Origin of the sequence: Pontibacter saemangeumensis, from assembly GCF_039541895.1 — a bacterium.
GTDB lineage: Bacteria > Bacteroidota > Bacteroidia > Cytophagales > Hymenobacteraceae > Pontibacter > Pontibacter saemangeumensis.
Genome location: NZ_BAABHC010000002.1, coordinates 431,591 through 453,297, shown reverse-complemented (window position 1 = coordinate 453,297; position 21,707 = coordinate 431,591). Strand labels below are relative to the sequence as shown.

Genomic DNA, 21,707 nt, shown 5'->3' with positions numbered 1-21,707 from the left:
ATTTCCGGTTAGGATGCCATATTGGATTATACTTTGATATGATGCAGGAAGTTTTATAATATAAAAGCTATAGATGGTATTTTAGACTGATTATTACCTTATGAACTTTCCTTATTGTGCTATGTGATCAGGCGAAATCCTATACCTCATAATAGGTGCTGAATTTGACCATGATCAAGCAAAAGTGTGCATAATCTGCGGACTCAGTAACCAACCGCGCTGTACGGGCAACGATTTATGAAGCGCTGCCGTACGTGGGGAGAAGAAGGCAAACCGAAACGAAAAGGCAGAAAAACGGTGTTTTATTTGGATTTGCTTTTTCCGGGCTTTATAATTGCAACATCAAGTCAATCATCCCTTCGGGAATTTGATTTATAAAGAAGAGTGGAGAGACAGGCTCTGTGAAACTCTAGCAACCTAACTACCGAGGTTAAGGTGCTAATTCCTGATTCCGGAACATCCGGAAGGATATAAATTGATACGAGCATGAAAAAGGGAACCAATCCGACACATCACAAATTACTTATTACGTCAGCCACGCCGCTGCCGCACATATTAGAATTACCCATAACTTTCAGCAGCATGCGCATTGCCCTGTGCAACAGGCGGTGTTGTTGTTGCTAAATCAGGCAAACCTGCCTTTCCAGCAGTTCCTGCTGTTGCCTTACCCTATAGGCGCTTCGGCGCTGCACCAGTTTCAAAACCTAACTCCAACCCATAATTTCTACTAACATGCCAAATCCACTGCACTTCGAAACACTTCAGTTACACGCCGGACAGGAAATAGACCCAACGACGCAGTCCCGTGCGGTACCGATTTATCAGACGACTTCATATGCTTTTAAAAACGCGGAGCACGGCGCAAACCTGTTCGCCTTGAAAGAGTTCGGTAACATCTACACCCGCATCATGAACCCCACCACGGATGTGTTTGAGAAGCGCGTGGCAGCCCTGGAAGGCGGTGTGGCAGCGGTGGCGGTGGCCTCCGGTATGGCGGCGCAGTTCCTGGCGCTAAACAACATCCTGGCAGCCGGCGACAATTTCGTTACCAACAACTACCTGTATGGCGGTACCTACAACCAGTTTAAAGTATCCTTTAAAAGACTGGGAATTGAGGCGCGCTTTGCAGAATCGGATAAGGCCGAAGATTATGAAAAGCTGATTGACGAGAACACCAAGGCGATCTATACGGAGACCATCGGTAACCCACGTTTTAACATCCCCGATTTTGAGGCGCTGGCCGCACTGGCTAAAAAACATGATCTGCCGCTGGTAGTGGACAATACCTTCGGTGCGGGCGGCTACCTGTTCCGCCCGATAGAGTATGGCGCGAACGTGGTGGTAGAGGCCGCCACAAAATGGATTGGTGGCCACGGCACGAGCATTGGCGGCGTGATCGTGGACGGCGGTAACTTTAACTGGGGCAATGGCAAGTTCCCGCAGTTCTCGGAGCCTTCGGAAGGATACCACGGCATGAAATTCTGGGATGTGTTCGGCACGGACGGGCCCTTTGGCAATATCGCCTTTGCCATCCGCACCCGCGTGGAGGGCTTGCGTGATTTCGGGCCTGCGCTGAGCCCTTTCAATTCCTTCCTGCTGCTGCAAGGCCTGGAGACACTGTCGCTGCGCGTGGACAGAACGGTAGCGAACGCATTGGAACTGGCGCAGTGGCTGGAGCAGCACGAGCAGGTGGAATCGGTCAACTACCCGGGGCTTGAGAGCAGCGAATACCACGATCTAGCAAAAAAATACCTGAAGCGCGGGTTTGGCGGGGTGCTGTCCTTTACCATCAAGGGAGAGAAGCAGCAGGCGGAGACGTTTGTGAACAGCCTGGAGCTGGTAAGCCACCTGGCGAATGTTGGCGATGCCAAAACACTGATCATTCACCCAGCCTCCACCACGCACCAGCAGCTTTCGGATGCGGAGCAGTTAAGCGCAGGCGTAGAGCCGACGCAGCTGCGCGTGTCTGCCGGAATTGAGCACATCGACGACATCAAGGCAGATTTTGAACAGGCTTTTGCCAAGGTGCGGGAGGCGCAGCCGGAGCCAGTACGATAAACTTAAATTTAAATATGCCGACACATCACGTTTTTACATATAATAATACCTTCCAGCTGGAGTCGGGCGCTGCGCTGCCCGCCTTCCAGCTGGCTTATACCACTTACGGTACCTTAAATGAGCAGCGCGACAATGTGGTGTGGGTGTGCCACGCCCTTACCGGCAGCTCCGACTTCACTGACTGGTGGTGCGACCTGTTTGGCGAAGGCAAGCTATACGATCCGCGGGAGTGGTTTGTGGTGTGCGCGAATGCGTTGGGCGGCTGCTACGGCTCTACCGGGCCACTAAGCCTTAATCCGCAGACACAGCAGCCGTATTACCACACTTTTCCGCAGGTAACCAACCGGGATGTGGTGGCTGCTTTTGACCTGCTGCGGCAGGACCTTGGCCTTTTGAAAGTGCATACCCTGATCGGCGGCTCGCTGGGCGGGCAGCAGGCCCTGGAATGGGCACTGCTGAAGCCGCGTGTGTTTGAGAGGCTGGTACATGTGGCCTCCAACGCGCGCCACTCTCCCTGGGGAATCGCATTCAACGAGAGCCAGCGCATGGCAATCCGGCAGGATCCTACCTGGGCTACAGACACGGAAAAGGCCGGTAACGATGGGCTGAAAACAGCCAGGGCCATCGCCATGCTTTCTTACCGGCATTACAATACCTATGCCGCCACGCAACAGGAACCCGGCAACAGTATCACGGACAATTACAGGGCTTCCAGTTACCAGGTGCACCAGGGCGAGAAGCTGGCCAAGCGTTTCAATGCGTACACATACTGGCTTTTCTCCAAAGCCATGGACTCTCACCACGTGGGCCGTGAGCGGGGGGGGCTGGAGAAGGCGCTCGCGCAGCTGAAAACCCGTTGCCTATTTGTTGGGGTTGATACGGACCTGTTGTTCCCGGTGGAGGAGCAGCGTTTCCTGCATGAGCATGTAAGCGGCTCGTCCTTTTACCTGATCCGCTCCAACTACGGGCATGACGGTTTTCTGGTGGAGTTTCCTCAATTGAATGAGGCCATTAAACAATTTTATCAGGAAGAAGAGAAGGTAGAGTCACTGGATTATGAGCAGCAAGAGTTGTAAACGCATCTGTTAGCACTTCAATCAGGCAGGTTATATGGCGCCTGGCCCTGTGAACCAGCACAGGATAGCATAATAGCTTGCAACAGTCACAGCAATTTTCAGAAGCGCTTCACTGGGGTTTGCCAGCTTCTGCTTTGTTGAATTGATGTTACAGCCGGTTGTGAATCTGAGATCGAAGTACCATATTGACAGGTAGCTCGCCTACACTCCGATTTATAAGTCTTAGTTCCAGTAGCAGGATATGGATGGGTGCACTGGCTTTTTCACCTACAAAGTTGATGCGTGAATAAAGGAATGTTATAAATCAAATAATTAAAATTATTATAAAAATTAATTGTATTTTTAAAATAGGATAATGGCAATATTATATAGTTATATAAATTGTCATTTTTATAGCTAAAAAGTCTGTTTGACCGTACATATAAGCATCTAGGAGGCGATTTATCTTGTACGGACATGAAAAAAAACATTCTACCCTACCTCACCTGCATCATCTTTCTTTTTGTTTTCTCATCATGCCGGCAGGACGGGCCTGCCCCCATACGTAATGTGAAAGCAGGACCAAAATTATTACGTGCTCAGGCAGGAGGTTCCTTTACAAATTACACCTATATCTCCAACCGTCAGCAACGGAACCTGGGGAACGTATACACCAAGCAGGTGTTAGTCTCTTTTGCGAATGGTTTATCGGCCGCGCAGGAGCAGGCTGTCTTAGCACAGTACGGATTTGTAAAGCATGGAGCCGGGCAGGTCGCAATGAGTACAGGCCTGTTGCATCGGGTGGAGCTAACAGACGGACTGAATTGCAACCAGGTAGAACAGGCTTTACAAGAGCTTGCGGGAGATCCTAACATCAACTATGCTGCACCCTATTTCATGGATGGGGAACGTCTTATTGGAGTCAGTAACCAGGTTCTTGTAACACTGGAAAAAGGAGACAGGGGAGAACTTCAGAAACTGGCGGAACAATATAATGCCGAGGTGCTGAATGCGTCTGTTGACGGAAAGTATATATTAAAAGTTGATAAAAGCTCAGAGGGCAATGCGCTGGCATTGGCGAACTTCCTGCAAGGTAAGAAAGGGATTGCGCTGGCCGAGCCTGATTTTGTACTTTCGCTGAACCGATAGGCAAAGAGGCAGTACAGCAAACCTCTCCACTGTGGCTATCATGTCAATGGTTGCTTCTGATGTTTACTTTTTAGTACTTGTTCTGAAAAATAACATTCATGCTATATGCTGACGATAATGAGGATATAAAGCCTATATAACCAAACGGCCCCGTTTCCTTTCTGGAGGCGGGGCCGTTTGGTTATATAGGCTGGCAGTCCTTACTGGAAGTAAACAGCCTTTGCCTTGTCGCGCAGGTTGTAAGCCGAGGACATAACCTCTCCGTAGGCACCTGCGGTGCGGATGGCAATCAGGTCCCCCCGGTTCGTCTCAGGCAGCAGCACGGCTTTTCCGAAGCAGTCAGAAGACTCACAGATCGGCCCTACTACATCGTAACGCACCTCCGCCTTCGCGCTGCTCAGGTTTTCGATCTTGTGGTACGACTGGTACAGCGCCGGGCGAATCAGTTCTGTCATCCCGGCATCCAGGATAGCGAAGTTTGTGTTCTGCCCGTTTTTAATGTACAGCACTTTCGAAATCAGCGTACCGCACTGCGCCACCAGGGCGCGGCCAAGCTCAAAATGCACTTCCTGCCCCGGTCTTAGCTCCAGGAACTTGTGGAACAGGGCAAAATAAGATTCAAAGTCAGGCACCGGCTGTTGCTCCGGGTGATAGTAATCCACGCCAAGGCCACCGCCCACGTTGATATGCTGCAGCTGTATGTTGTGCGCCAGGAACCACTCCTGAAACTCATTCACGCGCGTGCACAGGTTGCGGAACACCGTCAGGTCCGTTATCTGGGAGCCGATATGGAAGTGTATGCCGATCAGCTCTATATGCCGGAGAGTTTGCAGCTGTGCCAGCACGCGCTCCAGTTCCCACGCATTGATGCCGAACTTGTTCTCCTCCAGCCCCGTGGTGATGTACTTGTGCGTGTTGGCGTTAACGTTCGGGTTAATGCGCAGCGCGATCCGGGCCACTTGCCCTTTCTGCTCCGCCAGGTCGTTCAGCACCTCCAGTTCGTGGCTCGATTCGCAGTTGAAGCAGAAGATGCCCTGGTCCAGCGCGTAGTTAATCTCTTCGTCCGATTTGCCTACACCCGCAAAAACAATTTCCTCTGGAGCGAAGCCATTGGCAATGGCGGCTTTTACTTCGTTTCCGCTCACACAGTCTGCTCCGAAGCCGTGCTCACGCATCTGGTCCAGGAGTGGCGCGTTGCTATTCGCCTTTAGCGCATAATGTACATGGTAATCATATTTGGCAGCTTCGTGCTTTGCAGCCTGCAGCGTCTGGCGCAGCAGGTTCAAATCGTACGCATAAAAAGGGGTAGGGTGCTGTTGTAGCTCCGCTAAGTTCAGGTCAAGCATTCGGTGTTGTTCTCTCAAAAATTCCTTCGTTCAGTTTCGTCAGCGCCTCTACTTTATTGCCGGTGTCTATCAGCACGCTGATGTTGCTCCTGCTTCCGCCGAACGAGATCATGCGGAGCGGGATATCCTTCAGCGCCTGAAATATCCTTAGGCCAGAGCCGCTGTTCTTGGCGATAAAATCACCTACCACGCAAACAATCGTCTGGTCGCGGTCCACTTCCACCTGGCCGAATTTCTCAAGCTCAGCCACGATCTCATCCAGGAACCTGTCGTTGTCGATGGTCAGCGATACCGCTACCTCGGAGGTCGTGATCATGTCGATCGGCGTCTTATAGCGCTCAAACACCTCGAACACGCTGCGGAGGAAACCATAGGCCAGCAGCATGCGGCCAGACTTTATTTTGATGGCGGTGATGCCATCCTTTGCAGCCACTGCTTTGATGCTGCCGCCAATCCTTTCTGCAGAGATGGTGGTGCCCCGGGCTTCCGGCTCCATGGTATTGAGCAGGCGAACGGGTATGTTCTTCTGCTTGGCGGGTGTCACGCTGCTCGGGTGCAGAATTTTAGCCCCAAAATAAGCCAGCTCTGCCGCCTCGTCAAAAGAAAGCTGCGCAATCGGGTAAGTACCCTTCACAATCCGCGGATCGTTGTTGTGCATACCGTCAATGTCCGTCCATATCTGGATCTCGTCTGCATCGGCGGCGGCGCCTATCAGCGAGGCGGAGTAGTCGGAGCCGCCACGCTTCAGGTTATCGATCTCCCCGAACGCATTGCGACATATATACCCCTGGGTGATGAAAAGCGTGGCATCCGGGTATTTTGCCAGCTCCACCTGCAACTGCTTTGCTATATAGGCAGCGTCCGGCTCCTCGTTCTCATCAATCTTCATGAAGTTGAGCGCTGGCAGCAATACTGACGGAATGCCGTTCTCCTCAAGGAAGAACTGGAAAAGCGCCGTGGAAAGTAGTTCGCCCTGCGCCAGTACCGCCCGCTCCTCGTGCACCGTGAACAGATCCCGGGTAAAGGCGCGCAGGTGATCGAAGTGGTTAGTCAGCAGGTCGTTGGCCTGTTTCTTTTTCTCAGCAGTGGTGTAGAGTTCTTCCACCACCTGTTTATATTTATCGTGCAGCGCATCAATCAGCGCATTCGCTTCGGCATTCTTGTTCTGGTACAGCGTTTCAGCTATCTGTACCAATGCATTGGTAGTGCCCGACATGGCGGACAGCACTACAATTTTCGGCTCATCGCCCTGGATGAGCGAGGCAACCGACCTCATTCTCTCAGCAGATCCTACGGAGGTACCACCGAACTTCAGGATTCTCATTTATGTATTTGAAAAATGAATGATAGATATGTCGCAAAAATAGCAAAAAACCCCGCACCAACTTTAATTTATCTAAACTATACCCGTAAAAAAAGAGGCCCACCTGTTGGCGGGCCTCTTTTGGGTTTGCAGCTTTACAGCTGTTTAGTTTTTGAGCACCTTTATAGTCCCGTTAATGCCGTTTCCGGTTAGGCGGAGAATATACATGCCTTTTCTCACAGACCGGAGCGGGAGGGTATATTCATTCAGCCCGGCTTGCAATTCTATAGTCCCTGTGTGCACCAATCGGCCCTGCACATCAAATAGTTTCAGCGAGGCACTGCCATTGTTCGGTGCGGTAACCGTAATGTTTAACTCATCCTGGAACGGGTTCGGATACGCCTGCAGCTGCATGTCGGAGGCAAGGCCTTCGGCGCTCACCGCTATTACGTTGCTATAAGCGAATTCTCCACTTAGGTCCACCTGCTTCAGGCGATAGTAAGCCGTGCCAGCCATTGGGGTTTTATCAGCAAAGCTGTAATTGATTGGTACGCTGCTGTTTCCGTTGCCCTGCACGGTGCCGATGCCCTCAAAGGTCTTGCCGTCTGCGCTGCGCTCCACCACAAACTCCTTGTTATCCTTTTCAGAAGCCGTAAGCCACTGCAGATTCACGGTGCCATTTTGCACGGTGGCCGTGAAGTACACCAGTTCAACCGGGAGCGGTACGATGGCTGGAGACATGCCGTAGATACGGAGGGTGATAGCGGTAAGTGTGACTCCCCCTAAATTATCCACCAACCGTACCGATAGCCTATAGTTTCCCTCTACCAAAGCACTCGGAACATCAACCGTAAATGCTCCAGTCACTGCATTGAACACTACTCCGGGAGGCACAGAGCCTACCGTGATGCTTGCTCCGGTAATAGCCCCGTCAGGGTCTGTGGCTGTTGCTAGTGCCTCCCCTCTAATATATTCATCTTTGTATTTTGGTATTGCTAAGGTATAGCTGGCATCGCAGTTAATGGTCACAGACACATCATCAAATGTGGTGGCGCTGCTGTTTCCACACGTTGTTTGTGCCGTCCATCGCAGTACGTATGTACCGGTGCGAAGGCCTTGCACCGTAGCATTGGGATTATTGGGGGAACTGAAAGTGACTTCTGTTGGGCCACTGATCCTGGACCAGGTACCAATACCCGGTGACACATCATTTCCGTTCAGCACGACAGAGCTACCGCATGCGGTTATATCAGCGCCTGCACTAGCTCCTAACGGATTGTTAGTTACCTCTACCTGGGCAGTGTTCACTATGGTTAAAGTACCGCAGCTGTTGTTGGTAAGTCTTCTCACCGTAACATAGAACGTCTCGGTTCCTGCAGTGTTCAACGTGCCTGTTGATACTGACTGGATGTTGCCATTACCCCGGAAGGTTCCCAGCAGCGGGTCAGTTGCCGTGTTTGGGCTGGCACCCACTCTTCGGTATACCTTATACTCAAAGTCATTATTCGGCTCTGTTGATACACTGATGCTGGTTGATCCACCCACGCATGTTTTACTGTTTTCGGAGAAAACGGCGCGCGTAGTAGAAGGACTTGTAATATTGGCAAACGCTAGTGTTGGAAGCGTTGTGCTGCACGGCGTGGTTTCACTGGATCTTACCGTAACCCGCAACCCGAATGTAGTGTTAGTCGTGACAGGTCCGGAAGAAAGCTCAATGGAACCGGAAGTCACGCCTTGTAGAGCACTACCTACCAACGCATTGGTGGCCTCGTTCACAAGCTGGTAATTATAATTACTATTCGTGCCATTCAGGGAGAAGCTTGCACTTGCGTTGGCACAAACGTTTTGGGTGTTATTGACAAATGTTAAATCCGTAGTGGCTGGCTGCGGACGGACTGTTACCGAAGCTGAAGTAGGGGAAGTTGCATCACAGACGGTGCCGTTGATTTTCCTGGCTCTGTAGGTAAGGTTTGCCGTTGTGTTGACGATCGTCAGGTTGGTGATCGGGCCTGACACCAAAGTGATTGGTCCTCCTGTTCCCAGCACTGAGCTGCCCGACTCTGCCCCGTTAACCAACAATCTGTAGGATATTCCGAACTCAGAACCTGAAAGCGTTACGCTTGTTAACCCGCCTCCGCATATAGTCAAAGGCGATGACGTTGACATGGTAAAGCTGACAAGTGGCGTACTACAGGTTACTACCAAGGGTGTTGCCTTCGCACTTTCGCAGCCATCTGTCGGAGTGAAAGTAGCGGTCACGGAGGCTCCTGCAAATAGCTCCAGCGAAGAGATACCCGTCACGTTCCAGGTGCCGTCAGTGGCCACTAAAACAGGTGTTGTGAAAGGCGTGCCTTCTATATATAAAGTTACTTTGGCACCTGCCGCACTGGTAGGTCCGGTTCCCGCCACGCTGGTAGCCCCTTCTGAAATAGGGCCGGTCAGGGTTAAGACGCCGGCTGGCGCAGCAGAAGACTGTACTGCAATTGAATTGACGCTTCTTACTTTTCCGCTTGCCTTTGCCCTTGCGGTGATAGGGGTAGCGGCAGCAATGCCGCCACCTGCCGCGGCTGTGAAGCTCGCCGCCCAGGTTCCTGCGCTTGTAACCGTTGCAGTAATAGGGGTGCTTGTACCGCTCTGGTTAATGATTGCTCCATCACGCTGTCCTGCAGTTCCACCGGTGTAAAACTGTAGTACCGTTCCGGCAGGCTCAGAAGAAGTACCTGACAAAGTTGTTACCAATCCACATTTAGGTGCGGTGATTGTCGGAGCGGAAGTAGTTTCCTGAACATTTAGGAAGTTGGAAGGGCTGGAAAATGAGTTGGGGCAACTTACAGTTCCACCTCCGGTCAGGGTCCTGACAGTGCGAACACTTACAGCGTCTCCTAGTTTTAATGTGCCGGCAGGAGTAGTTATAGTCCAGTTAATTGCAGATGTCGTAGATGTTGTGATCGATGTTCTTAAGTTTGTACTGGTCTGCTCAACACCATTTATAAAAAGCACTATCGTTGTGGCGACGCTGCTGGCAGTCGGCGCCACAGTTCCTTTAATTGTGGCTGTATTAACTGGTATTTCTGACCAGGTGGTCGAGGTTGCACTATTCTGCGTGACCCCATCATAAGTAACTTCGGTTATAGAGACCTTTTCGGAGTTTATTGTTCCACTACCATTCCTGATACAGATTTGGTTCGACCGTAAAGACTCGCATCCTGCTATATTGCCTGATGCTTCTAAGGGTGTTACTGTAGCATAGTAATTGTTATCCCCGATTGAGTAAGGTGTGGGGGACGTCCAGGTAGAGGAGCCTGTTGTTGTAGGGTTGAAAATGAAATTACCGATGGAGGCACCGGTAGCAATACTGTAGATGGTTATCCTTTGGTTAGTTGCATAAGAGGTGGTTCCTACGAATTGACGGGTGGAGTTACCCTGGCCCCCTGTTACTCCTGTAATTATCGGAGGCGTTGTTGCAATACAAACTCCACTCAAAACAGTGACTGTATTGGATAAAGGCGATATACTCTTGCCAACTGCAGTCACTGTTGCGGTTATCGTATTCCCGGCGGTTAGTAAGGTGCTGGAGATACCTGTCAAGGTCCATGTTCCGGTGGCGCTGACGGTAGGGCAGGTCGGTTGGCCGGTGCCGCCACAAATGGATACACCATTTCTGTAAACGTTTATAACCGAACCTGCAGCCTCCGTAGACGTGCCGGATATTGTGGTGCTGTAAGCTAATATAGTGCTGTTCACAACAGGCGGTGCGGCCGCTATGGGAGGGAAGCCTGTGGTTTGCAGCGTGGTCAGGCTTGTAGCCGGGAAGGCGCCGATCAAGGCCCGCCAGGCAGCGGGAGCATCGTAGTTATAGGCCTGGAAGTTCACGCCTCCCACATCCGAAACCGTTCCTGTCAAGCCGCTTTGTGCGCTGGTAATCGTGATGCCGCTCATGCGAAGCGGCGTTGTAGCCGTGATCCCGCCTTTGAAAGCTGTTAGCGGCACATAATAATCGTAAAAATAATCGGCGTTTCCCCCGGAAACAGAAGCTGCCACCGCTTTGTGAGAGTATTGGGCAGACGAGCCGCTGAAGATAACCGGGCTTCCGCTGGCTCCGTGGTTGATCACCTGCACCGCGAAGTTTGACGCCAGCAGCACCTCGTACTCAAACCCGGGGTTTGTGCCAGTCCCGTTAAATGTGTTATCGCTGTCAATCAGCACGCTATACCCTTTCGAGGCCGTGGAAGAACCGCCTAACCTGATCCTGAACATGAGGTTTGTTCCATCAAAAAAGGCTGTGATGGGCGAGCCTGTGGAAGGAGGGGTCGTGGAGGCGGGAGGGGCAAGATCGGTGTGCCCTCCGGTTGAGCCCGTGTTCAGGTCACCCAAAGGCTCTGTCAGAAGCGCCGGGAACGGGCGGTAGGCGATCTCACTGAAGCTGGCGCCTTCGTCAGATGTTCCGGTAAATCCGCTTATAGTGCGCGATACATACCCATCTCCGTTCGGGTCAAGTACTTTTGCGCCTCCTGCGGTTGCCGGGCTGTAAATCAACCCGGGTGTCTGCGCGTGTGTGAGGAGAGGTAAAAAAACAAAAAAGAGAAGGAGAATTAAGAAATGATGACAATTGTAGTTCTGTTTCATATAGGTGCTACTGTTATTTTGATTATGATAATTTTAGATGCTGCTATCAGGCTGAATAATCATTTGGAGGAGGGAATGTTCAGAAAAGAAAATTTTCCCACGCGGGTACTGCCGGGGGGATGAGTGCCAGATTTGGTTCATACGATTCAGGTATTCGCTATAATGTTTCAGTTTAGGCTGCTGAAGGAAGAGGTTCCAGCGCTAAAACAGTAGCATCAGAAAATGGCTGCTGTTTTTTCTGTATTGTACTCTTTGCGCGAAGTCTGAGTTGCAAGTTTTAAATATTTTGCTATTTATGTTATTTGAGAAAAGAGTAATGAAGGCTTTTTGATTGTGTAAAGCCTTTTATGTGAGCGTTGTATGTAAAATAATGATTGTTTGTTTTTTATTATTGAATTAAAAAAATTGCACTATTTTGTAAAACTTTAATGATATAAAATAGGACTATAATTATTTGATGAAATGGCCTTGGTGGGATTTTGGCAAATTTTTTTAGATGTTTGAACAGTGGAATCCAAAAGATTACCTGCCAGCATATATAGCTGGCCTCCCCGATACCATAGTGATTTGTCTTATATTATGGGTTATATCGCAGCATAACACTTGCCGCATTGCCGCCAAAGCCGGCAGCGTTAATCAGGATGCGCGAGAAACTGGCAGGATGTAGAACAGCCAGAAGATTGGGATAGGGGATAGCTGGGAACTGCTGGTGCCGGAGTATATGGAGGGCGTATTGTATACTAAGGGCGCCAGAGGCACCGAGGGTGTGGCCAAGCAACCATTTGTTCGTGGTAATGGCCGGAGTCGGGAAACCGAAAACGGCCTCGATGGCGGCAAGCTCTGCGCTGTCGCCAGCGCGGGTGCCGGGGGAGTGGGTGAGCACCAGGTCCACCTGGCGGTCGTTCGCCGGTAACTGCGCCAGCGCATGCCGCATCGACTTCTGGAAGTTCAGCCCTTCCGCAGAAATACCTGTTTTACTCACAATTTTCTCAAAGCCCACTCCAACCGCTTCAACGATTATATCGCCGGGGTTGAGCTGCTCCCGTGGCACCTGCTCCAGGGCGAACACGGCGGCCCCTTCCCCCAACACAAACGTGTGCTGCTTTTCCAGCGCAAAAGGCTGGCAGGGGTAAGGGTGTTCACTTAATTTCGAATAGATGCCGATCGCCTTCATCTGGGCGATGGTGAAGGGCGTTAGCGGCGCCTCAGTGCCACCGGCCAGGAACCTTCGGGCCATCCCGGCCTTCAGCCAGGCTGCTCCGTTGGCTATGGCCATGAGCGCGGTGCTGCAGGTGATGGAATGGCTGATCTGGGCTCCGCCGGCATTCACGGCATGCGCCACCCAACTCGAGAGGTTGCCCAATGTGGTGGTGGGGGAGGCGCTGGCAGAGAGCGACATCTGCTGGAAAGCCTCATAATGCTGCTCGAACAAGCCCGTAGCGCCACGCGAAGAACCGATATTCACCCCCAGGTCGTCTGCGATGGCATTCCCAGACTGCAGCCATCCCGCTTCCGCAGCTGCCTGTCGGGCGGCATATATGGCCAGCTGCACGGAACGGTCGAGCTGCCGGTAACCCTGCTCAGCCAGGAGTAGCTGTTGCAGGGCTGCCTCAGCGGTGGCGGGCAGTGCGGAAACCGGGACAAGCTGCTCAGAGTGGGTCACATTAGAAAAGGCAGCGGCACCTGTGCTGTATGCAGCCGCAACAGAGGGTGCATCATGCCCGAGCGGCGAGATAACACCGGTCCCCCTAATAACGATATATGATTTCTCTTTTTCCAATGCCTGCGCAAAGGTAAAAGATTAATCGCAGACTATTTCAACGGCAGAAGCAGTGGAGAATAAGTAGGATAGGTAACTTTTTTGTATGTGCTAATCGTGGAGCATCGTTTGCTCCGGGCGCGGGTACGCTTTTTCCCCGGAAACCACCTCCTGCATTCCCAATATAACCTGATACACCTGCCCGAGCTGCTCTGCTGTGATGCAGTAGGGGGGAATCACGTAGATGATGTTTCCGAGCGGTCGGAGAATCACGCCATGGTCTAAGGCAAAGCTGTAGAGCGTATCCCGCAGCTCGCTGAAATAAGAAGCAGAAGTGTCTCTGAATTCCACGGCCAGTATGGTGCCCCGCTGCCGCACCTCTTGTATAGAGGGAAGGTGGCTGATGCGCTGTGCAAAAGCCCCATGGCTATTGCAGATGCGGCTGATGCTGGTTTGCGTCTCTTCTTGCAGCAACAGGTCGAGGCTGGCCAAGCCGGCCGCGCAGGCCACCGGGTTTGCGGTGTAGCTGTGGCCATGGAAAAGCGTTTTGCTTTTGTCCTCATCCAGGAAAGCCGCATATATCCGCTCGTTGCAGGTGGTTGCGCCCAAGGCCATCGTACCGCCCGTCAGCCCTTTCGAAAGGCAGACAATGTCCGGCTTCTGGTGCAGGAAATCAGAGGCGAAGGTTCGGCCGGTGCGGCCGAAGCCGGTCATCACTTCGTCCGCGATGGCCAGGATGCCGTGCTGCCGGCATATATGGAGAAGTTTATCCAACACCTCCGGCGTGTACATCACCATGCCCGCGGTGCCTAGAACCAGCGGCTCATATATAAAAGCAGCCACATCACCACGTACAGCATATGCCTCTAATTGCCTGATCGCCTCTTCCTCTTTCCCGGAAACAGGCACCTCCACAAATTCCACCTCAAACAGGTACGGCCAGAAGGGAGCCGTAAAGGCGCTTCGGGCGCTCACAGCCATCGCCCCGAACGTGTCGCCGTGGTAGCTGTCGCGGAAGGCGATGATTTTCTTCCTGGGTTTTCCGAGGTTGTTCCAGTATTGGATGGCCATTTTCAGGGCCACTTCCACCGCCGTGGAGCCATTGTCAGAATAAAACATGCGGCTTTGGCCTGACGGGAGTATCTGCAGCAGGCGCTCGGCGAGCTCTACGGCCGGTGCGTGGGTGAAACCGGCAAAAATAACGTGCTCCAGCGTTTGCAGCTGCGCCCCCACTTTGCCGGCTATATAAGGGTGCGCGTGCCCGTGCAAATTCACCCACCACGACGACACCGCATCTATATAGGCCTTGCCGTCTTCTGCGTATAGCAAAGCCCCTTCCCCCCGAACGATGGGAATCGGCCGTGCGGCCGTCTTCATCTGCGTGTAGGGGTGCCAGATCACGTTCTGGTCGCGGTGGGCTAAGCTCATGGTATTGGGGTAAGAGGTAATATTAAGTATGTAGTGGTTCTTTCAAATTAGCCTGATTTCAATTTACAAACTGGACTCGAACTCTTTGGCGTAGGCGGCCACGGCTTCTTTGCAGAAGTCAGCTTCCTGGCGGATAGATGGCAGCCGGCGCAGGCCGGTGTACTTTACGATAAAATCCTCGGAGGCGGCATTCTCCTCGCCGTTGAAGATTATGCCGGCCACCGGCACTTTGCGGTAGCGCAGCACCTCGGCCGTCAGCAGCGTGTGGTTGATGCTGCCCAGGTAGTTCCGCGACACCAGCACCACCTCCAGCCCTAGTTGCTGCACCAGGTCCAGCATCAGGAAGCGTTTGTTCAGGGGCACCATCAACCCACCGGCACCCTCCACCACGATGTTATTCTCTGTTTGCGGCAGGTGCATGTTGTGCACATCAATCTCAATGCCTTCGGCGGCGGCGGCACGGTGCGGGGAAGCTGCCATCTTCAGGCGGTAGGCTTCCGGGTGAAAAACGGAGACAGGGTTAGACACCAGGCTCCTGACAGTGTCGGTATCGGTGAAGTCCAGGGCGCCTGCCTGCACAGGTTTCCAGTAGTCGGCTTGCAAGGCCTCGGTGAGGATGGCGGCGGCAACTGTTTTGCCCACATCCGTTCCGATGCCGGTGATAAAATAACTTTTCATATTCCTTTGGCTATGGCCTTTGCGAGGCCTTCAATTTCTTCTGTCGTATTATAGGCATGCACGATCACGCGCAGGCGTTCCCGGCCTTGCGGCACGGTGGGGCTTAGCACGGGGCGCACGTCAAACATCTCCGCCTGTAAAAACGAAGCCAGCGCCTTCAGCTTGCCGGGACCGCCTTCCTCCATATATACCGAGAGGATCACACTCGCTTCGGGTGCGCAGCGGAGGCCGTTTATCTTGTTCAGTTGCTCAAACAAGTAGCTGGCCATCGCTTTCACCTGGCTGCGCGCTTCATTTAGTTGCGGCAGCAATTGGTAGGCGCATTTCAACGCGATCAGGGCATGCGTCGGCAAACCGGTGGTATAGATAAAGGCCCTGCTGTAGTTGATCAGGAAGTCGCGCAGCACCCGCGGCCCGACGACGGCGGCCCCATGGGCTCCCATGGCCTTGCCGTAGGTGATGACCTGGGCAAATACCTCGTTTTCTAACCCTAGGGCTACCGTCAGTCCTTCTCCTTTCTCCCCATAGAGCCCCACGGCATGGGCCTCGTCCACGATCAAGGCGGCGTTATAGGTGCGGCACAACAGTGCCAGTTCCTGCAGCGGCGCCCGGTCACCCTCCATGGAATACACCGACTCCACCACCACATATACCTGCCCGGTGGCCAGCCGCATTTTTTGCTGCAGGTCCTGCACGCTGTTGTGCCGGAAACTGTAGCTTTTGGCGAAGCTCAGGCGCAGGCCATCCTTCATGGAGGCGTGGCTGGCCTCGTCGTAGAATACCGTGTCGCCGCGCTGCGGCAGGGCAGACAGGAGCCCGACATTTGCCGCATACCCGGAGTTGTACAGCAGGGCTGCCTCCCCTTGGTGGTATTGCACGATCGTTTCCTCCAGTTCCTCAAACAGCAGATGGTTGCCGGAGAGGAGCCGGGAGCCGGTTGCCCCCAACGGTAAATGGTTGTACTGCTGCTCCGCCGCCTTTATATAGGCCCGCAGGTTTTCGGACCGGGCAAGGCCCAGGTAGTCGTTTGAGCAGAAGTCGGTGAGGCCGGCGGTGGTTTTGAGCTGGCGCAGGTTGCCCTGCGCCGCCCGCTCCGCCAGCTTTTGCTGTAAGCGTATATGCAGGTCCATAAGCGGTTGTTAAACCACCTCCGGCTGTGTTTCCTCTTTGAATGATTTGCGCGGAGAAAGACCAAGCAGTGCAAACATGGCTTTGTCCTGGTCAAAATCCGGGTTGGGTGTGGTGAGCAGTTTTTCGCCGGTGAAGATGGAGTTGGCGCCCGCCAGGAAACAGAGCGCCTGCTCCGTTACGTCCATCTGCTCGCGCCCGGCCGAGAGGCGCACCATGGTTTTCGGCATCAGGATACGGGCGGTGGCAATCATGCGCACCATTTCCCAAACCGACACGCGCGGCTGGTTCTCCAGCGGCGTGCCTTTTACTGGCACCAGTGCATTCACCGGCACCGATTCCGGGTGCTGCTCCAGGGTGGAGAGGGTATATAACATGCCGATGCGGTCCTCGTCCGTCTCTCCCAGGCCAATGATGCCGCCCGAGCAAACAGAGATCCCCGCCTTGCGCACGTTGTCAAGCGTGTCTAAGCGGTCGCCATAGGTGCGCGTGGTAATGATATTCGAATAGTTTTCTTCGGAGGTGTCGAGGTTGTGGTTGTAGGCATATAGGCCGGCCTCTTTCAGGCGCTCTGCCTGGTACTCGTTCACCATACCCAGGGTGCAGCATACCTCCAGCCCCAGTTCGTTCACGCCCTGCACCATGTCCAGCACCTTGTCGAAGTCGCGGTTGTCGCGCACCTCGCGCCAGGCGGCGCCCATGCAGAAGCGGGTGGAGCCGCCTTCCTTGGCGCGGCGGGCAGAGGCCAGCACCTGCTCCTGGCTCAGCAGTTTGTGCACCTCCACCTCAGTGTGGTAGCGGGCCGCCTGCGGACAGTAAGCGCAATCCTCCGGGCAGCCACCTGTTTTAACGGACAAAAGGGTACAAACCTGCACCTCGCCGGTGGCCTGGTACTGCTTGTGCACATTGGCTGCCTCCACTATCAGCTCCAGCACGGGCTTGTAATAAATCGCTTTTATCTCCTCCAGATCCCAGTCGGTTCTGATGTCTGCTTTCGGTCCGTTTTCGGTCATGCTACTCGTGTTTAGGTTACGAAGGTAATTTGAAGATTTAGGAATTAAAAATCAAAAGTAAGGGCGGTTTTGGTGGATAATTCCTTAAGTAATTCTGCTTGTGATGCTTTTCTGTGGAAAAATTGGTTTGTGAATTTGTGCATTCCCTGCAGCCCGGCGTTTGCACCTACGGCTTTCCTGTTCATTGCCTTGCCGCTCATCGCGCTCCCGCGGAAGCAAGCGCGGTGGCCTGCATGCTCTAAAGCAGCCCCTTCTTCAGACATGCGGTCTGAGAGTCTCAGGCTATATATGGTTAGTACAGTTTTGTTTGCGGTTGATAACAAGTTGCAGCGCTCTATCGTAAGCAGGCGTTTCAGGAATTATCAGCCTACCAAACACCACCCGTATGCAAGAACCCTCTACGCACGCTTCGCTCACACCCCGGCAAGCCTTTCACCTCTCTCCCTACCAGATCACAAAAGCGCTGGCTATCGTCATATTCCTGCTGCTGCTTGCCAACCTGGTGAGTATTTACTATGAGAACTATTCCGGAATGGAATCCAGGTTCCTTTCTTCCCTGTCCCGCAGTTTCGACTTTAACGAGGAGCACAATGTGCCCACTTTTTTCTCATCCGTCATCCTGCTTGTGGCGGCGGGGCTGCTGTTTTTGGTGCACGCGCTGAAAAAGGACGACAAAGTGGATAGGCGTAAATGGCTGCTCCTGGGTTTCGTCCTGCTTTTCATGGCTGTTGACGAAACCGTGCAGATACACGAGTTTCTGGCTGATGTGGTCAGGCCGCGCCTGCCAACAGACCTTCGGGGGCTGCTGTATTGGGCGTGGGTGGTGCCCTACGGCGTGCTGGCGTTGGCGGTAGCCGCCTATTTCATCGGTTTCGTGCTGCGGCTGCCTGCCCTTACGCGGAATCTGTTCCTGCTCTCAGGTTTTATGTTTGTGGCCGGCGCGATCGGGTTGGAGTTGTTTGAAGGGTACTTCTATAAGATGTACGGCCTCAACCATATATACAACAAAGTGTTATACTGTGCCGAGGAATTGCTGGAGATGAGCGCGGTGGTGGTGTTTATATATGCCCTGCTCGACTATCTGGCTGCTGCCAGGGCGCAGGTATATATCGCTGCTGAAAAGCCGGCCACCGGGAGAGGGGAGCGGGTATATGACCAAAAGGCAACTGGGGCGGTGGTGAGGGAAAAATATATATAACCCGATTGACGATTAACTGTATTTTCAGAAATGTAACCCACCCCTTGCCCCTCCGAGGAGGGAAATCCCGAAAAGAGGTAATCTATTCACCTCCTCGGAGGGGCGGGTAAATCGCAACTTTAGTTTTATAGGAGACAAAGGGAAAGCCGCCACAATCCAGCGGCTTTCACGGCTGCTTATTTTTCCTCCTGCACCTCACCGTTCCGGTATATAACCGTTTTTAGTAGCTTTCCCTGTTCATCGAAATATTTCCAGGCGCCGGTCTCCTTGTTGTTCCGGAACTGGCCCGTTACCTCTATTTTGCCGCTTTCAAAATACTGTTTGTAAGGCCCGAAGCGGAGGCCGTCTTTGTGGTTAGTTTCTGACTTGAGTTCGCCAGACGGGTAAAACGCATTGCTGATGCCCACGATTTTATTCGCTTCGTACTTTACTTTTGTTTTAACCGCGCCATTCTCATGGTAGGTCAGGCGGTCGCCGGTGAGCTTGTCGTTGCTGTAGCTTTCGCTGACCTCCACTTTTTTGCCCGGGGCATCGAAATAGATTTTCCAGTTGCCGCTGCGCTTTTTATCCTTGAACTGCTCCTCTGCCTTTAGATGGCCGGAGGCATAGTAGGTGGTGATTTTGCTGTCGCTGCCGTTGTTGCTGTAGCTGGCCTCTTCGCGCAGGCTTCCGTTCTCGTAGAAGAACTGCGTGAGCCCCGCCGGGTTGCCGTTCCTGTAATTGATAACGCTGCGCGGGCTGCCGTTCTCATAGTACGACTTTGACTGTCCGTGCATTTTGCCGGCCATAAAGCCGCCTTCCGTGCTCAGTTTGCCCGATTTATAGTAGCTCCTGAAAGTGCCGTCTTTCTCACCGGCAGCATGCTGCACCTCGGTCTGGAGCTGGCCGTTGTCGAAGTAGGTTTTGTAGGAGCCCTCCAGCATGCCGTTCCGGTAGGTGGCATCCGTTTCGATGTTCCCATTCGGGAAATAGGTTTTGGCCGGGCCGTTCTGGTTGCTGTTGCTGTACGTGATCTCAGACTTCAGCTTCCCATCCGGGTAATACTCCCGCACCAGCCCCTCCGGGAAACCGTTCACGAACTCCGTCTCTTTTTTCACCTTGCCGTCGTTGTAGAAGGTTTTGAACAGCTTGCTTTGCTTGTCGTTTTCGTAGCTGCCTTCCTGCAGCAGGGTCCCGTCCGGCTGGTAGGCCTTGAACGGACCCTGTTTTACATCCTGCACATAGCTTAGTTGCAGCTTCGGGGTGCCGTCCGGGTAAAATTCTGTATACACACTGTCTTTCTTTCCCGCCACAAATTTCATCAGCGCCTCCCGCTCCCCCGTAGGGTAATAGCGGTTATAATAGCCGACGATTGACGAATCCTCCGTCATATAGTACACCTCTTTCACCTGTGTCCGGGCTTCGTCGTGGTAGGTGGTGACTTTGGTCTGCGCCGTTGAAAAGGTGTAGAGCAGGCACAGCATCGGGATCAGCAGCAGCTTAAACATATATAACTTATTGATAGCAGGTTTTTTATGTATTGAGCAGAGGAAGACAAGCTGTTTTCATCTGCAGAATATTCAAATGCAGGAACAAGATTCCGGTTACAAGGATTCAATCAAGTCGCTTAAGCCGGTCTTCTATATATAAAACGGTATAAAAAAGGAAGCCTTACGTGATGAACGTAAGGCTTCCTGCAAATTATATGCCTTGAAGGGGAAAGCTACATTTTTTCCAGCACGATTGATGAGGCCCCGCCGCCGCCGTTGCAGATACCGGTTACCCCGATCTTGCCGCCTTTTTTGTCGAGCACGTTGCAGAGCGTGGCCACAATGCGGGCGCCGGAGGCCCCCAGCGGGTGGCCCAGCGATACGGCGCCGCCGAACACGTTCACGTTGCCGCCTTCCAGGCCAAGCTTCTGGTTGTTGGCGATAGACACCACGGAGAAGGCCTCGTTAATTTCATAAAAGTCCACGTCGGATGCGTCGACGCCGGCGTTTTTAAGCGCCTTCGGAATGGCCAGCGATGGGGTGGTGGTGAACCAGATCGGGTCCTGCTCTGCGTCTGCAAAGCCCAGGATCCTGGCAATCGGCTTCAGGCCTAGCTCATCTGCCTTCTCCTTGCTCATCAGCAGGATGGCCGCGGCACCGTCGTTCAGCGTGGAGGCATTGGCGGCCGTCACGGTTCCCTCCTTGTCGAACACCGGGCGCAGGCCGGGTATCTTCTCAAAGTTCACTTTGCGGAACTCCTCGTCTTCCGTCACCCGGATCGGGTCCTTGCCCCGCTGCGGAACCTCTACCGGCACAATCTCGTCTTTCAGCAAGCCGGCCTCATTAGCCGCCGCCACTTTTTTGTAGGAGCCGATGGCGTACTCATCCTGCATCTCGCGCGTAATCTTCATTTCGCGGGCGGTATTTTCGGCGGCATTGCCCATATGGAAGTTGTTGTACACGTCCCAAAGGCCGTCCTTCAGCAAACCGTCCGTCATCTCGCCGTGCCCCAGCTTGGCACCGAAACGGGCCTTCTCAAGGTAATACGGCACATTCGACATGTTCTCCATGCCTCCCGCCACGATCACATCCTTGTGGCCCAGCATAATGGCCTGAGCGGCGAACATAATGGCTTTCGAGCCTGAGGCACACACTTTGTTTACGGTGGTACATTCCACTTCATAGCCTAGGCCGGCAAATATGGCGGCCTGCCGGGCAGGTGCCTGGCCCAGGTTGGCGGAGAGCACGTTCCCCATGATCACCTCCTGCACGAGGCCTTTGTCTAGGCCGGCTTTCTCCAGAGCGCCTTTTATGGCTGCAGCACCCAGCTGCGTGGCTGAGAGGCTCGCCAACGCTCCCCCGAAACTGCCAATCGGCGTTCTGACAGCCGATATTATATATACTTCTCTCGTTTGCATCGTTTTATCGTTCATTGGTTTTGTCCCCTGAAATTACCAAGATTCAGACATAAAACCAAACGTTCGCTAGGCAAGGGGA

The 21,707-nt window shown here is 53.1% G+C and carries 15 protein-coding genes and 1 riboswitch; of the genes, 4 read left to right on the top strand and 11 right to left on the bottom strand.

All coding sequences use genetic code 11. The annotated features are described in order from the left end of the window. The first annotated feature begins 369 nt into the window (after nucleotides 1–369). A riboswitch (SAM riboswitch) is annotated at nucleotides 370–477 on the top strand. Between the two features lie 255 nt (nucleotides 478–732). From ABD920_RS03380 to ABD920_RS03370, 3 genes are all read left to right on the top strand, one after another. Further along, nucleotides 733–2,058 (top strand): O-acetylhomoserine aminocarboxypropyltransferase/cysteine synthase family protein, encoded by a 1,326-nt coding sequence (locus ABD920_RS03380; RefSeq protein WP_345156769.1) that lies wholly within the window; start codon nucleotides 733–735, stop codon nucleotides 2,056–2,058. Between the two features lie 14 nt (nucleotides 2,059–2,072). Next, on the top strand, nucleotides 2,073–3,134 hold the full coding sequence (locus ABD920_RS03375) for a homoserine O-acetyltransferase family protein (RefSeq protein WP_345156768.1): 1,062 nt from the start codon (nucleotides 2,073–2,075) through the stop codon (nucleotides 3,132–3,134). Nucleotides 3,135–3,590: 456 nt separating this feature from the next. Next, the gene (locus ABD920_RS03370; RefSeq protein WP_345156767.1) at nucleotides 3,591–4,262 is read left to right on the top strand and encodes a S8 family serine peptidase; all 672 of its coding nucleotides are present in this window, start codon (nucleotides 3,591–3,593) and stop codon (nucleotides 4,260–4,262) included. 200 nt (nucleotides 4,263–4,462) lie between these two features. Here ABD920_RS03370 and lysA read toward each other — a convergent pair whose 3' ends face one another. From lysA to ABD920_RS03325, 9 genes are all read right to left on the bottom strand, one after another. Next, nucleotides 4,463–5,608 carry a diaminopimelate decarboxylase gene (lysA, locus tag ABD920_RS03365; RefSeq protein WP_345156765.1) on the bottom strand — a complete coding sequence of 382 codons (1,146 nt, stop codon included), beginning with the start codon at nucleotides 5,606–5,608 and terminating at the stop codon, nucleotides 4,463–4,465. Beyond that, nucleotides 5,601–6,932, bottom strand: coding sequence for an aspartate kinase (locus tag ABD920_RS03360; RefSeq protein WP_345156764.1), 1,332 nt, complete (start codon nucleotides 6,930–6,932; stop codon nucleotides 5,601–5,603). The genes lysA and ABD920_RS03360 overlap by 8 nt, the downstream gene beginning before the upstream one ends. 144 nt (nucleotides 6,933–7,076) lie before the next feature. Continuing rightward, the gene (locus ABD920_RS03355; RefSeq protein ID WP_345156763.1) at nucleotides 7,077–11,537 is read right to left on the bottom strand and encodes a beta strand repeat-containing protein; all 4,461 of its coding nucleotides are present in this window, start codon (nucleotides 11,535–11,537) and stop codon (nucleotides 7,077–7,079) included. A 577-nt stretch (nucleotides 11,538–12,114) separates the two neighbouring features. Further along, complete coding sequence (locus ABD920_RS03350; protein WP_345156762.1) at nucleotides 12,115–13,317, bottom strand: beta-ketoacyl synthase N-terminal-like domain-containing protein; 1,203 nt, start codon at nucleotides 13,315–13,317, stop codon at nucleotides 12,115–12,117. Nucleotides 13,318–13,407: 90 nt separating this feature from the next. Then, nucleotides 13,408–14,724 (bottom strand): adenosylmethionine--8-amino-7-oxononanoate transaminase, encoded by a 1,317-nt coding sequence (gene bioA / locus ABD920_RS03345; protein ID WP_345156761.1) that lies wholly within the window; start codon nucleotides 14,722–14,724, stop codon nucleotides 13,408–13,410. A gap of 63 nt (nucleotides 14,725–14,787) precedes the next feature. Then, on the bottom strand, nucleotides 14,788–15,402 hold the full coding sequence (gene bioD / locus ABD920_RS03340) for a dethiobiotin synthase (protein WP_345156759.1): 615 nt from the start codon (nucleotides 15,400–15,402) through the stop codon (nucleotides 14,788–14,790). Beyond that, nucleotides 15,399–16,532: an aminotransferase class I/II-fold pyridoxal phosphate-dependent enzyme gene (locus ABD920_RS03335; RefSeq protein WP_345156758.1), complete on the bottom strand. Its 1,134-nt coding sequence runs from the start codon at nucleotides 16,530–16,532 to the stop codon at nucleotides 15,399–15,401. Before ABD920_RS03335 ends, bioD begins: the two co-directional genes overlap by 4 nt. 9 nt (nucleotides 16,533–16,541) lie before the next feature. Then, entirely contained in the window at nucleotides 16,542–17,543 is a 1,002-nt protein-coding gene (gene bioB / locus ABD920_RS03330; RefSeq protein WP_345156757.1) for a biotin synthase BioB, read from the bottom strand. A gap of 44 nt (nucleotides 17,544–17,587) precedes the next feature. After that, nucleotides 17,588–17,806, bottom strand: a complete 219-nt coding sequence (locus tag ABD920_RS03325; RefSeq protein ID WP_345156756.1) for a hypothetical protein — start codon at nucleotides 17,804–17,806, stop codon at nucleotides 17,588–17,590. A 122-nt stretch (nucleotides 17,807–17,928) separates the two neighbouring features. Between ABD920_RS03325 and ABD920_RS03320 the strand changes: the two genes are divergently transcribed. Continuing rightward, nucleotides 17,929–18,741 carry a multidrug transporter gene (locus ABD920_RS03320; protein ID WP_345156755.1) on the top strand — a complete coding sequence of 271 codons (813 nt, stop codon included), beginning with the start codon at nucleotides 17,929–17,931 and terminating at the stop codon, nucleotides 18,739–18,741. Nucleotides 18,742–18,917: 176 nt separating this feature from the next. On the opposite strand, the gene ABD920_RS03315 is transcribed toward ABD920_RS03320, so the two are convergent. Further along, complete coding sequence (locus ABD920_RS03315) at nucleotides 18,918–20,228, bottom strand: toxin-antitoxin system YwqK family antitoxin (RefSeq protein WP_345156753.1); 1,311 nt, start codon at nucleotides 20,226–20,228, stop codon at nucleotides 18,918–18,920. 215 nt (nucleotides 20,229–20,443) lie between these two features. After that, nucleotides 20,444–21,628 (bottom strand): acetyl-CoA C-acyltransferase, encoded by a 1,185-nt coding sequence (locus ABD920_RS03310; RefSeq protein ID WP_345156752.1) that lies wholly within the window; start codon nucleotides 21,626–21,628, stop codon nucleotides 20,444–20,446. Nucleotides 21,629–21,707: the final 79 nt, after the last annotated feature.